This window comes from Desulforhopalus glucosivorans (assembly GCF_054397165.1).
Genome location: NZ_AP044854.1, coordinates 4506907 through 4519564, shown reverse-complemented (window position 1 = coordinate 4519564; position 12658 = coordinate 4506907). Strand labels below are relative to the sequence as shown.

Below are 12658 nucleotides of genomic sequence, written 5' to 3'. Positions count from 1 at the left end.
ATGCTGAGAAGTACATCCAGATATTATAGATAAACAGAGTAGTGTTACAAAACAGAGGATTCTGTAAGTTAGTCTTTTCATACAGTAGTTATATTTGTAAAATTGAATTTGAAGAACCAAAATCATCCATCTCCATGTCCTGTACGGTCGGATCAGGGCGATGCTGGTTGCCATTTATCACAAAAGAATAACGATGCTCTCCACTCGGCAGTTTCAACGTCACCTCCCAATATCCTTCCTGTCCACTACGAACAAGTGGAATCTTTTTCCATTGGGTAAAGCTTCCCACAATTTCTACTTGGTCTGTTTCTTTTTGGTGGAGAACAAACCTTCGGTAGTTGTCGCTCACCAGGTTTACAGAAGCTGTTTGTTGAGATTTCTGTAAATAAGTGCCGCTGAAAAATGAGAGGGTTAAAATAGTAGCAGCTACCATTGCCTGGCCTGTTAAACGAACGATTCTCGATTGTACTATCTTTCCAGGTTTTGTTACCGGGGCTTCTTGACGTAAGACGTTATGGAGAGTTTTTTCCTGCTTAATAAGCTCAACTGTACTCTCGTAAAATTTTTTATCTTGATGAACCTTATTAACAAAATGACATTTTTGTCCTAATGATAATTCATTGTCCAAATACATACTTATCAAGTGATCAATTGTCTTCATCAGCCTTCCACCATGATTTTCCGTAGTTGTGTTCTTGCTCTGTGAATCCGTACTTTGACATTGGCAGTACTTAAATGAAGAGTGTTGGCTATCTCACTATAAGGTAAACCATTTACAGCGAGGACAAGCAACTCTCTATCCGTTTCATTGAGCTTTTTCATAGCCTCATACATCAGAGAAGATTCTTCTCTTACAATGAAACGATCCTCTTCATTTATGCCTGTGGATTTTTCAGGGGAATCCACAATTTTGAATTTCCCCCTACTCCGGTATATATCTACAAGAGCATTCCTTGCGATTGTAAACAATAGAGATGGTGTTAATCGATCACTATTGCTATAGCTTTTCAGATGCCGGGCAAAACTCTCCTGCGTTACCTCTAGAGCCAGCTCTCTGTCTCCACATTTATACAAAAGGTAACTGAAAAGTTTGTCTTTGTAATTCAGATAAAAATGTTTGTATTGTCCTGACATAATGAAAACCTGAGGTGATCTTGTGTTCACTACAATAGATATATAACGGAATATGTATCAGCAGGTTACAAAATTAAAAAAAATTATTTTCCTTCCTCAAAAATGTAACTTTCTTGTTTGACTGCGTTGTATCAGTATCGTGTGCACAATCGTGCATAGTTCACCTTTATTTAATGTAGTTAAAAAATGACAAGGAGGAATCACCTTGAAACACCGAAAATTATTTTCTCAATCCATCATTACCGCATCAATCATCGCACTACTTTCGCTTCCTGCTATGGCAAGTAATGGCAACGGACCTGGTGACGGGACAGGAACAGGAGACGGTCCAGCTGATGGCACTGGGAACGGCCCAGGAGACTGCTCTGTGAGCTCTCTGGTATCCATCGACGACACTGTATTGTTGGTGAGTGCTGGAAACGGTAATGAAGGGGGCAATGGGCAAGGAGGAAGCGACACAGGTGACAAAGAAAAAGATCAAGACCGGGATCAGGATCGAGACACGGACCAAGACCAGTCTTGCTAAAATAGCCTAACCACCACTTTTCCCTATCTGGAGGTTAAGCAGGTAGGCAAAGTATAATCAACGATCCTGCCAGAGCTTGTCTTTGCCGGGGTCGTTTGTCGATTTTAGAATCTTACACCCGCGATACTCGAAGGATTCTATGTTTTTCCCGCACAATTGTTATACAGCTGAGTTCATCAAAAATCTATTGCGACATGAATACCAAGGAGAGGATATGAATAAAATAGCACTCATATTATGTTGTATTGCTGGTATGACTACATCCCAAGGTCAGGCGGCTTCTCTATCTAATATCGAACAGCTTGGCAAGATCATGTATAAAGACAAGGATTTTTCACTCAACAAGACGCAATCATGCCAAACCTGTCACCATCATTCATCAGGCTTCGCAGACCCGACGAATAGCAGAGATCCCTATTTTACAGTGGTATCCCTGGGAGATGATAATGTCAGCTTTGGTGGAAGAAACGCACCATCGGCTGCATATGCAGGTTCTAGCCCAATTCTTCACCAGCGAGAAGATGGTGAATACATCGGAGGAATGTTCTGGGATGGCCGTGCTACAGGATGGACACTTGTAGATCCACTTGCTGAACAGGCTCAAGGACCGCCGCTTAACCCGGTGGAGATGAACATGCCGAATAAGGAAGCAGTTGTCCAGGCTGTTCGAGACTCTGATTATGTACATCTTTATGAATTAGTATTTGGCTTTAATTCTCTTACTGACACAGAAGAGGCATATGATAATATCGGTTTTGCTATAGCAGCATACGAAAGATCAAATGAACTCCAGCGATTCACCTCGCGCTATGACGCGGGCATACTCACAGAAAAAGAGATACGAGGACTGGGTGTTTTCGGGCAAAAATGTGCACAGTGTCATTCACTGAGCCAAGGTACTGAATTGCCAGTTTTTACCAATTTCTCATATCATAATATAGGAATACCGATAAATCCAATCCTAGAAGATAATCCGATAGATTTGGGTCTAGGCGGCTTCCTCGCTACAGTTGAGGAAATCGATGATGCAGAGCTGCAAAACGGTAAATTCAAGGTGCCAACATTGCGAAATGTCGCATTAACTGCTCCTTACGGCCATAATGGTTATTTCGCAACACTACAAGATATTATTCGTTTCAAAAACTCTCGTGACATAGCCCAGTGGGATTTCCCTGAAGTAAATGAAAACATTAATGACAAAGACCTGGGAAATATTGGAATGACGAGTCAAGAAATTGATGACCTGGTTGCCTTTCTCTTTACACTTTCAGATTACTAAAAAAGAATTAAACATATTGTGCTGCAAAAAAAGAACTGCATAAGAGTATTGAAGGGACGATTTGCCTTTAAATCGTCCCTTATTTTTTTGATGTCACAATGTTTGGGGGCAGGTTGAAAAAAGTAAAGTCTGCTCCTCCCTCCTTGATAGAACAATGACTAAACGCCCGAGATAGACCATGTTAAATCACAAGATTGTGATAGAAACCCCGCAATTATCATTATCTATTTAAAAATACATGACAATCTGTACATACAAGACCTTTTTCTAGATGCTTCTTGTGAGATTCATCTTCCCACGATTTCTTCTCATGACAGCTTGAGCAAAGTATCCCCGGTTTACTGATCAAGCCCGTGGGCTCGGATGTATGACAGCTTGTACATGCAATTCTTTCTTCTCTATGCACCCTGTGTGTCGCTTCCCACGATAACCATTTCTCCTCATGACAGAGAGTACAGTTTTTCACTGAGTCAGGAAGATTGTGATAGCCGAGGGCAGTAAGTGCTAATAGAGCGGAACCGTCAGGAGTATGGCCTGAATTATCGTGACACTCATTGCATTTTGGAGCCTTCTCTTTTGGGTCAACGCCATGGGTTATCAACATCTCTGCGTCTGCTTCAATGATTGAGTAGCTGCCAGTCATCCCTGCTGCATCCATCCCTATGGTAACGGCATCTTCAAATCTGCCGGTCATAAACATCCACATTATAGCAGGTGGCACAATCTGGCTGCTCTCATCGTGCAGGGGCATGATAGACCAATGTCGCTTGATCGGTACGATGGAGGACTTGCCGTCAAAAGCTGCACCGTTTGCCTTAGCCATATGGTAAATGCCATCTTCATCCGGCTCTATAACCTCGCCTATATTATAAACATACGATGTCCCATCAAACCAGACATACTCGGGGGTGACAAACGAAGCTCGGACTTCCTCTCCGATAAAACCGCCCTGACCTGAACAGAAAGCTGGATTCCACACAGGTATCTGCCAATCCCGCGACATCTCAGTGCTGCCACCCTTGGCGAACGTACGGATATGGCACACCTGGCAGGCTACCTGTCCTTTTGCGTGTCTGTTGAGAACTTTGTTGGAGTGGGGCGTGCTCGAATGACATGCATCGCAGGCAGGGTCTGTTGCCTCCGTCTGACGCAGATCAATTCCACGTCCACCTATCATATGATCTGAGGCAGAGTGACAGTTCGTACAGTGCAGGTTCGCTCCATCTGGCGAGAGGTGCACATCCTCTTCTACAGGTGCATTGACTGTACTCCAACCCATGTCCCCTCTCTTCAACCAATCGCCTCCACCGGCAGATGCATGGCAACGCAGGCAAGTATATCGCGTCGGCAGATGAACATTTCTGGCAACATCAACCATATCTATTCCATCAGGCATCTTGTCAAAGTCTGGAACAGTAATGAAATTTCTATCTGCATCAAGATACTCCATAACATATGTCTGAGTATCACCAAGAACATTTTCCACTGTTACAGTATTTTCAGGATCATGAAGGAATTTTCTCTGGTAGATCTCGCTATGACACATCAAGCAGTCCACATCAAGGACCTCGGGTGGATGTGGTGCATTGCCGTCTGCTCTTACATGACAGGAAAAACAGGCTCCCTGTGAAGTCATTGCATAGGTGCAGAATGTATTAATTCCTTTAAAAGCCTTACCCAGCCATTCTCCGTCAGTGTTGGTGAGTTCCGGAGTTGGACCTTTCCATTGCATATGGATCGAGTTGAGTGCTTCATGTGCTTCTTCATCATGACAGGCAATACAGGTGGCAGGCCCCACATATTCGGTGATGGTAGAATGTTCTTCTATAGTTCCATTATTGTTATTGTCACCGGCATTACCATTGCCATTATCATCTCTTAAAAAAGTGGGATTCTGAGTTTCTCTTGCCCCCATGGTTGTTGAACTAGAATATTCCGTTTGACTGGTAGCGCAGACAATATTGCTACTCAGTATACAAAGAAAGAATGCTATACATATAGTTTTCACATGTCCCCCTGTTTTCAGGAAAATACTTCATCCGTAATGGATAAGTCATTGTGGCCTATGAAATGATGGCATAGTTGTCCTTCTCTATAACAACGTTTTAAGAATAAAAAGGTTACAATGTTTTTAAATATCAAAAGGTGGGTTTTGCAAAAGAAGAGGGGGGTATTTCGATTTACCATCCGTTGTTCTTGTTGTCGATAACAGCAATTGCCTTATCTGGGCACCTCGCTTCACACAGCCTGCAACAGGAACAGTTTTCCGAGAATAGTGGCGTTACTTTATTTCCTTCCCCGAGGACCAATACATTTTCAGGGCACAGTACTACACAGATACCGCACCCCTGGCACCACTCCCTGATAATGAGGGGTGCCTTAACTTTTGTCTTCATTTTTCAAACTTTGCTCATCAGTCTTCCGGGTTTTTCGCTGTCCAGGCCTTATCTAATTCTTCGGTATCCGTTTCCAGGTCTAGACTCATTATCTCTTCCAGATCGGCATTATGCTTCTGGTACATCGATATATATTGATCTTCGTCTTCCCTGTGCATTCTGTATAAGTCTGGCATTATCTCTTCATCTTTTTTCCTGAAGATACGTTTGAGCCTATATGCTTCATAGGGGTCAAATCCGAGCATTTTCAATGCATCCTGACCAAGATCCAGCGCACTTCCAAATGTTTCACGCCGAATGTCAGTGACACCAATATCCATAAGTTCATAGGCGGCAGAACGTTCTGTAGCATTTACGGCTATTTTGAGATGCGGATAGTGTTTACGTGCTAACTCAACAAGCTCAGTTGCTTTATCTATGTCTCCGATGGTGATGATAAGGAGTTCAGCACTTTCAGCACCTGCGGCTTCAAGCAGATCAAGCCGTGTAACATCTCCGTAATACACTTCAAATCCAAATTTTCGTAAGACATCTACATTGGCAGAATCGTGGTCCAGGATAACTGGCTTGATACCCGCTGAAATAAGAAAGCGACCAAGATCAGTTCCGAGACGGCCAAATCCCGCAAGAATGACCCTATGTTCACTCCGTTCAATTGTATCAACTTCACGCTCTGAGGCCTCATCTCCTTGCCTTCTTGAAACGTACTTGTCATGAGCGAGAAAAAGCAGTGGTGCAAGAAACATGGAGATTGCAACAGCAGAAATAAGAGGTTCAATAGTCTCAGTTGGCAACACACCATTGGTTTTGGAAAATTGAAATAAAACAAAGGCAAACTCACCACCCTGAGCCAGGGTAATGGCCAAAAGTGAACGCACCTGCTTATCCATATTGAAGGTAAAACTGACCCCAGTGAGTACAAGCCATTTAAAGCCGATAAGCCCTGCTGTGAGACCCGTGATAAGAATAATTTCATTTCCAATCAGGGTGAAATTGAGACTGGCGCCAATTGAGATAAAAAATATTCCAAGAAGCAGTCCCTTAAAGGGCTCAAGATCACTTTCCAGCTCATGTCGACATTCACTATCGGCAAGGACAACGCCTGCAAGAAGTCCCTAGAGCAGGAGACAGACCGACAGCAGTCATCAAGAGTGATATTCCAACCACCATGGCAAGAGCTGCCGCGACAAAGATTTCCCTGACCTTGGTTGCCGCAATGGTGCGAAATATTGGCCTGCTTGCAAATTTGCCAAGAAGAAATATAGAGGAAATTGCAAGTAATGTTACGATAATCCGCAAGTATCCCGGTAATGAACCAATATCAAATAGTGCAGAGCCATGGTGTCCGTCGCTATGCACGGATACTGTTGCTAGAAGCGGTAGTACTGCAAGCACTTTAGAGTATGTCACCAACAAGCCCCTACAAAAAGCGTAGGGATAGGCGCAACAACGAAATTTGTTAAATTTCTATTTTGCTAGATCTCCACATATTCAGGATCATCATCAAGGGAAACAGTTCGCCATTCTTCACCCTCATGGTCGAAATCAGCAATTTTATCGATATTCATCTTCAGGTATTTCCCTTTTCCCTGGACAGCCACAGTACCATCAGCGAGTATAATCTCGCCTTCCGCCACAAAGGATCGGTTCTGTTCAGAAATAACACGTGCTAACACTCGAACCTCTTGATCAAGAGGGACCGGTTTTCGAAACTTCATTGAAAAATCGATGGTTACCCCCCAAAGCTCACCAGAACCGGATATCATAATGGCTCGGCCGATGGTTTCATCGAGAATGGTTGCAGCGATTCCCCCATGCAATCTTCCTGGATAGCTCTGGTGTTCCTCTGCAGGTTGGAAAACACACATCAGCTGACCATCTTCAAGTTCATAGAACTTACTTTTAAGCCCGAAATCATTGTCTACACCGCAGACAAAGCACATTTTTGAATTAGGCTGCTTTTTAACTACCTTTACTCGCATTAGGACCTACCTCCGATTGAGGTTACACTCCTGGGTCAGCTCAATTGCGTTGTGCAAATTCTGAAAAAACCGATCAGTCTCCTCAGTTGCTCCGTCCTGGGTCAGCATCTGCTCATACATGGCAAAAAGCCTGGCTAAAACATGCTGAGCCTCTTCATCATCTATATCACCTAGAGCTTCCCACAATTCATTTGGACTTCTCATATTATTCCCGTTTAAACATTGAGTACTTTAGTTTTCAACCGTCTCCACAACCAAACGATAACTCTGGCGGCCCCTTAACAAGCATTTCAGCAATAGTCAGCTTCACTTTCGGGTGGAGATGCCTTTTCATATACAATAGATTATTTTCAAGAACAGCAAGACGTCGTAATAAAGGTGTTCGTTCAACCGGCTCGATCACAAATCCAGCCCCTTTAGCCTCTACAATATCCTGACAACGAAAACAGCCGGGAAACTGCATGGCCTGTCCGTCTGGCCTTGTCATCCTTGCGGGAACCCCGTGGGTCCTGCACACCAGTAGACGGTGTTTATATATCTGACACAGTCCTTCGCTATTGGCAGGACACATCACCTGGGGCCGCTCACCGCGCTGCTCGGCTTCTTCGCAGGCACTCACATAGGCCTCTGCCCTTACAATGAGTGCATCCTGATCGTTTTTATCAAGGGCACGAACTCCCTCCCAAAGATATGCCCACTCCGCGTAGGTATGGTGGAGAAAATAGGAATCACAACAGTTATCAGGACAACCGGTACAGCTGAAATCCAGCTCCCCGGCAAGTCGCTCATACTCCAATTGCAATTGGCTATAAATGTCTTCTAACTCAAGCTTATCTTCACTCGACAAAATAATTTCTTTCATAACTCGCTCTCAGAAAAACACTCGACCTGATAGGTTTCAATGGATACATCACCTGCCTGCCAACTTTTTTGCGGAAGTCCCGCCTTTACACAAAGGTGGTCCAAAAATAGTTCAGTGGTCGGTAGCTGATCCCAGACCTGAGGAAGGAAGGTGGCACTTCGTCCATCTTTTCTAAGGATCACCCCATCAATTCCAGGGCGAAGCTTATCAGCAAGATCATTTCCACCACCATGGGACAGTTTCTTCGGCTCACTGAGGACAGAAATTTCTATAGATACGAGGGCAAGCTCCTCTGCTGTCAAGGCATCAAAACGGTGGTCATGAAATGCGGCACTGAGTGCGTTGTCATGAATACCCTGCCATAATGGTCCCACCGGTACAAGGTTACCGATACACCCCCGCAACTTCCCACCCATGGTCAAGGTGACAAAGGCAGCTCTCTTATGTAAAAAATCAGGTTCTTTAGTTGTGGCAGGAGGCTCCCCTCCCTGCAACCTGTGACATAGCACAGCCCGGGCAAATTGTAACAGCGTTGCCCGCTGTTTCGTTGTAAATTGATGTTCCATCACCACTCAACTCCCAGCATCATACAGTTTATTCCACTTCCTATTCCAAGAAGGGCTCCTTTTTGACCGGGTTTATATATCTGTTGTTCCATGGCCATGGCCATGGTTATTGGCGCAGATACAGAACCAACATTACCAAGACTTGCCAGGGTTTCAAAGTTTTTATCAGGCGACAGACCAAGGCTTTCAAACAGAAGTTTTGCGTGGGCTGACCCGACCTGATGGCAGAAAAATCGATCGATGTCTCCTCCCCGCCAACCTTCTTTTTTAGAAAATAACTGCCAGGTACTCTGCGCTGTCTCAACACCTCTATGCAGCAGTTCTTCGGAGTTGGTTGCCATCAGGGTTGCATTACTCTCCTGCCCACCATGACAAAGATTGCTGTGAGTGGTATTAGCCTGCCATGCTCCATGAACAAGGCGTACCCCATCCTCATTGTCTGTTGTCCTGCGCATGTACAGGCCTACAGCACCAGAACCGATAGTAAGTGATGCAAAGGCCGGCTTTATGGTTTTACGGCTTAAACTCTGGTCGTTTAAGAGGGTGACAAGGGTTGACTCCAGCAATTCTTCGGCAGTCTCTCCAGAGACGATCAGCCCGTTTTTCACCTGACCCAGCTCAATCATGTTGGCAAGCATCACCATACCGTCCAAAAAGCCAAGGCAGGCGTTTGAAATGTCAAAGATCAGAGCAGAGGATGACAGACCAAGACTGTTGTGAACAAAGGCCGCTGTGGCTGGTTCCATCATATCTCTTGAAACCGAGGTAAATATCAAACAGTCAACTTCAGCTGGATCTATATCGCCTTTTGCCAAGACCTTTTGGCCGGCAAGAGTTGCTGCCTGGCTGGGTCTGGTACCGTCCTCCCAGAGACGCCGCTCTTTAATACCGCTCATCAGTTCAAGACGACCAGCGGGCAGGTTAAGTCTCTCGTAGACAGGCGCTAGTCTTGTCTCAATCTCTTCAGAGGAGATAGTTCTAGGGGGAAGCTCGTAACCGAAAGTATCAAGGCAAACCTTGGAATAATGTATCATGGAGTATTTTCTGGTAGTGTTAATATCAATGTAATACAGAAATAACCGGAATAATTTTGACTTTGTTAATGCGTTCTAAACGATACGAAGAACTGTTGAGGCGGGATAGTTGGGTATCAATTCTTGATACAAGCCTGACCCCGGCGCTGTTAATCGGAAAGGGAGTATACCCTATTTCCAAGCCAAAATCAGGTTTGTATCCATATCGGGTAGAGAATAAAGCCGATCTACCCTGCTACAGCTTCAAGGTGTGCCGATAGTTTTTCTTTTGTTACCGGACGCACAATTGTTCCATCGAAGGCATCATTTTCACCTCCTTGACTATCTTCATCCAAACTTAGAATAGTTGCACGCTGACCAGTATACTCTTCCAGTTGCCGGATTGTCTTCACTGCCTCCAAACCCTCTATCTGAGCGCTTGAGGTGTCCAGAATAATGAGCTCAAAATGATTAAGAGATGCCTCATACATAGCGGATCTTTTGGTTTCAGCAATAGTCACCTGCCAGCCAGCTTCAATTAAGCTTCTGACAAAAATATTCTGACTCTCTATATCGCTGTCCACAACCAGGGCACGGCTGGTGAGATGTTCTGTCATCACCTCTAAAATCTCATTTCTATTAACGGGCTTTGTAAGGTAATCATCCATCCCAGCCTGGAGGCATTTTTCCCTGTCACCAGTCATAGCATGGGCTGTCAGGGCCACTATTGGAAGATGGCCACCTTCTTTTTTCTCATACTTGCGGATGCGCCGGGTTGCTTCAAGACCGTCTACTCCATCCATCTGAACATCCATTAGAACCAGCTGGTATTTACCACTACAGGCCTCTACCACCGCCTCTTCCCCACTTTCAACGGCAGTTGCATCCACCCCCAGTTGATCAAGGACCGTTTCAATAAGAACACGGTTGATGTACTCATCTTCAGCAAGCAGGATCTTTGCCCCGCGCAGGGCATAGGTTGCCTCTTCCTTAATATTGGCAACTGTCTCTGTGGCCTTCTCTTCAAGGGTGGATAAGTCCGCGACCTCTTTATAGGGTAGTACAAACCAGAAATGGGTGCCCTTACCATCACTTTCAACACCAATGGTACCACCCATAAGTTTTACAAGCTGGGAGGTAACTGTCAGCCCAAGTCCAGTCGTTCCGATGGAAAGCGGCAGGGCCACATGGGGTTTCATATCCTGCTTAAAATAGTGATTGATCTGCTCTACTTTTTCCTGAACAATACCGCATCCACTATCCCGCACACTGAACTTTAGCTTCAGGTTGTTTTCGGAATCATAACCATCATTTGCTATGGTAACAGCTACTGATCCCTTATCCGTATATTTAATAGCATTGTTGACAATATTGGTAACAATCTGAATAAGTCTGGACTCATCACCATGAACCAGTGCCGGAACATCAGGCTCAACAGTACAGGTGAATTTCAACCCTTTCTCATTGGCCGCCTGACTCATCACATACAGATCATGGTCCAGACCCTGTTTGAGATTAAAGTCTTCAGCTTCAAATTCAATTTCTCCGGTTTCAATCCGTGAAAAATCAAGGACTTCGTTGACCACCACCAGAAGCCTGTCAACAGATGAACCCACCATTTCTAAGTACAGCCGCTGTTCCGAGGACATTTCTGTCTCAAGAACCAGCTCTGTCATACCAACGATACCAGTCATGGAAGAGCGGATTTCATGGCTCACATTCTCAAGAAATACTGACTTAACACGACTGGAAAGCTCAGCCCGTACAAGGCCTGCCTCACACTCTTTTCGCCCCTCTTCACAAAGCTGACTGTTTCTGTTGCCAACTATGGCCTGTAAAGCCCGTTTTTTCAGTAATTTATTGGTACGCTTTTGTTCAACAAGTTCCGCTTCAACTTTCTTTAGCCGTTTTTCTAATTTATCAATATCAGCCACAAAGCCCTCCCCATCAATTAGTACCAAATTACTTTCCACACGTGACAGTTAGTCACACAACACAATAATATCAGTAAAGTTCTTTTCTATATTAGCCACAACTATCTGCAGATTACTATGGACCTTACCTATCGCGCTTTTCTTTAAGGATGTTGCATAACCAGCCCACTCATCCTGCCCCATAATAAGGAATAACCCCTTTGCACGGTGTACAATACCCCTGATAGGTTCGTACTCCATATCTTTATCATGTGCAGCGAGAAGTGAGCGTGCGTCCAATAAGAAATCATTCAACGACTCACAAGAACTCATCACTAAAGCCTTCGCCTGCTCCTCACCCAACTCATACTTTACTTGAAAATGATAATCTAATATTGAAACAGTAACTTTTCCAGGAACTGGCACGTCAATATAATCTAATTTGGTATTCCTACGACCCATACAACCCTCAGCAGTGTATCAAGTTACGATTCAATGAGATCTAATTTTTTTAAGTGGTCAATAAGCTTTTTCCTATCAAATGGTTTGGTAAGATAGGCCTCACAATGTCCCTGACGAATTGCTTTCATCATATTTTTAGAATCATCAACAGCTGTAACCATAATGACCTTCGTTGCGTCCGCAAGTGATACTAAATGCTCTTCCTCCATTTTTCTCAACTCAAGAAGAGTCTCATGCCCATCCATTACAGGCATTTTTATATCAAGACATATCAGATCGTATGGAACCTTATCATTGTATGCTCGCTCAATGGCCTCAAGAGCCTCCTTACCATTCACCGCGATATGACACTCACCATATTCTGAAATCAAGGTGGTCAGTAGCGCACGTGCAAGAAAGTCATCTTCAACAATTAACGTCTTCATTCCAAACCTCTTCATTCCTGAAAGTGCAACTGTTGTTTTCAGTCTGCATAGCTAATACAATACCATTCAAATTATATATAACGAATAATATCATTATAGT

The 12658-nt window shown here is 44.2% G+C and carries 16 protein-coding genes; 2 read left to right on the top strand and 14 right to left on the bottom strand.

Annotated features, from left to right (window positions below):
- Positions 1-88: 88 nt before the first annotated feature.
- Both ACX6CI_RS19305 and ACX6CI_RS19300 read right to left on the bottom strand, forming a co-directional pair.
- Complete coding sequence (locus tag ACX6CI_RS19305) at positions 89-661, bottom strand: glycogen-binding domain-containing protein (RefSeq protein ID WP_458775292.1); 573 nt, start codon at positions 659-661, stop codon at positions 89-91.
- A complete protein-coding gene (locus ACX6CI_RS19300; protein ID WP_458775291.1) occupies positions 661-1134 on the bottom strand; it encodes an RNA polymerase sigma factor in 474 nt (157 codons plus the stop codon). Before ACX6CI_RS19300 ends, ACX6CI_RS19305 begins: the two co-directional genes overlap by 1 nt.
- A 205-nt stretch (positions 1135-1339) precedes the next feature.
- Here ACX6CI_RS19300 and ACX6CI_RS19295 point away from each other — a divergent pair, with 205 nt between their 5' ends.
- The gene (locus ACX6CI_RS19295; RefSeq protein WP_458775290.1) at positions 1340-1660 is read left to right on the top strand and encodes a hypothetical protein; all 321 of its coding nucleotides are present in this window, start codon (positions 1340-1342) and stop codon (positions 1658-1660) included.
- Between the two features lie 214 nt (positions 1661-1874).
- Complete coding sequence (locus tag ACX6CI_RS19290) at positions 1875-2939, top strand: cytochrome-c peroxidase (protein ID WP_458775289.1); 1065 nt, start codon at positions 1875-1877, stop codon at positions 2937-2939.
- A 220-nt stretch (positions 2940-3159) separates the two neighbouring features.
- Here ACX6CI_RS19290 and ACX6CI_RS19285 read toward each other — a convergent pair whose 3' ends face one another.
- From ACX6CI_RS19285 to ACX6CI_RS19230, 12 genes are all read right to left on the bottom strand, one after another.
- A complete protein-coding gene (locus ACX6CI_RS19285; protein WP_458775288.1) occupies positions 3160-4947 on the bottom strand; it encodes a hypothetical protein in 1788 nt (595 codons plus the stop codon).
- 172 nt (positions 4948-5119) lie between these two features.
- Complete coding sequence (locus ACX6CI_RS19280) at positions 5120-5335, bottom strand: 4Fe-4S dicluster domain-containing protein (RefSeq protein WP_458775287.1); 216 nt, start codon at positions 5333-5335, stop codon at positions 5120-5122.
- Positions 5336-5352: 17 nt separating this feature from the next.
- A complete protein-coding gene (locus ACX6CI_RS19275) occupies positions 5353-6402 on the bottom strand; it encodes an NAD-binding protein (protein ID WP_458778489.1) in 1050 nt (349 codons plus the stop codon).
- 16 nt (positions 6403-6418) lie between these two features.
- A complete protein-coding gene (locus ACX6CI_RS19270; protein WP_458775286.1) occupies positions 6419-6745 on the bottom strand; it encodes a hypothetical protein in 327 nt (108 codons plus the stop codon).
- Between the two features lie 65 nt (positions 6746-6810).
- The gene (locus ACX6CI_RS19265) at positions 6811-7317 is read right to left on the bottom strand and encodes a PaaI family thioesterase (RefSeq protein WP_458775285.1); all 507 of its coding nucleotides are present in this window, start codon (positions 7315-7317) and stop codon (positions 6811-6813) included.
- A 6-nt stretch (positions 7318-7323) separates the two neighbouring features.
- Complete coding sequence (locus ACX6CI_RS19260; protein ID WP_458775284.1) at positions 7324-7521, bottom strand: hypothetical protein; 198 nt, start codon at positions 7519-7521, stop codon at positions 7324-7326.
- A 34-nt stretch (positions 7522-7555) separates the two neighbouring features.
- Entirely contained in the window at positions 7556-8179 is a 624-nt protein-coding gene (locus ACX6CI_RS19255; RefSeq protein WP_458775283.1) for a hypothetical protein, read from the bottom strand.
- The gene (amrA, locus tag ACX6CI_RS19250) at positions 8176-8745 is read right to left on the bottom strand and encodes an AmmeMemoRadiSam system protein A (protein ID WP_458775282.1); all 570 of its coding nucleotides are present in this window, start codon (positions 8743-8745) and stop codon (positions 8176-8178) included. The genes ACX6CI_RS19255 and amrA overlap by 4 nt, the downstream gene beginning before the upstream one ends.
- Positions 8745-9779 (bottom strand): 3-oxoacyl-ACP synthase III, encoded by a 1035-nt coding sequence (locus ACX6CI_RS19245; protein ID WP_458775281.1) that lies wholly within the window; start codon positions 9777-9779, stop codon positions 8745-8747. The genes amrA and ACX6CI_RS19245 overlap by 1 nt, the downstream gene beginning before the upstream one ends.
- Before the next feature lie 227 nt (positions 9780-10006).
- Positions 10007-11692 (bottom strand): response regulator, encoded by a 1686-nt coding sequence (locus ACX6CI_RS19240; protein ID WP_458775280.1) that lies wholly within the window; start codon positions 11690-11692, stop codon positions 10007-10009.
- 48 nt (positions 11693-11740) lie between these two features.
- Positions 11741-12133 (bottom strand): hypothetical protein, encoded by a 393-nt coding sequence (locus ACX6CI_RS19235; RefSeq protein WP_458775279.1) that lies wholly within the window; start codon positions 12131-12133, stop codon positions 11741-11743.
- A 23-nt stretch (positions 12134-12156) separates the two neighbouring features.
- Entirely contained in the window at positions 12157-12558 is a 402-nt protein-coding gene (locus tag ACX6CI_RS19230) for a response regulator (RefSeq protein ID WP_458775278.1), read from the bottom strand.
- Positions 12559-12658 lie beyond the last annotated feature (100 nt).

What these genes read in the sequence shown, in the direction of transcription:
- ACX6CI_RS19305 (WP_458775292.1), bottom strand. Translation starts at nt 661, where the DNA reads ATGAAGACAATTGATCACTTGATAAGTATGTATTTGGACAATGAATTA.
- ACX6CI_RS19300 (WP_458775291.1), bottom strand. Translation starts at nt 1,134, where the DNA reads ATGTCAGGACAATACAAACATTTTTATCTGAATTACAAAGACAAACTT.
- ACX6CI_RS19290 (WP_458775289.1), top strand. Translation starts at nt 1,875, where the DNA reads ATGAATAAAATAGCACTCATATTATGTTGTATTGCTGGTATGACTACA.
- ACX6CI_RS19280 (WP_458775287.1), bottom strand. Translation starts at nt 5,335, where the DNA reads ATGAAGACAAAAGTTAAGGCACCCCTCATTATCAGGGAGTGGTGCCAG.
- ACX6CI_RS19265 (WP_458775285.1), bottom strand. Translation starts at nt 7,317, where the DNA reads ATGCGAGTAAAGGTAGTTAAAAAGCAGCCTAATTCAAAAATGTGCTTT.
- ACX6CI_RS19260 (WP_458775284.1), bottom strand. Translation starts at nt 7,521, where the DNA reads ATGAGAAGTCCAAATGAATTGTGGGAAGCTCTAGGTGATATAGATGAT.
- ACX6CI_RS19255 (WP_458775283.1), bottom strand. Translation starts at nt 8,179, where the DNA reads ATGAAAGAAATTATTTTGTCGAGTGAAGATAAGCTTGAGTTAGAAGAC.
- amrA (WP_458775282.1), bottom strand. Translation starts at nt 8,745, where the DNA reads ATGGAACATCAATTTACAACGAAACAGCGGGCAACGCTGTTACAATTT.
- ACX6CI_RS19245 (WP_458775281.1), bottom strand. Translation starts at nt 9,779, where the DNA reads ATGATACATTATTCCAAGGTTTGCCTTGATACTTTCGGTTACGAGCTT.
- ACX6CI_RS19235 (WP_458775279.1), bottom strand. Translation starts at nt 12,133, where the DNA reads ATGGGTCGTAGGAATACCAAATTAGATTATATTGACGTGCCAGTTCCT.
- ACX6CI_RS19230 (WP_458775278.1), bottom strand. Translation starts at nt 12,558, where the DNA reads ATGAAGACGTTAATTGTTGAAGATGACTTTCTTGCACGTGCGCTACTG.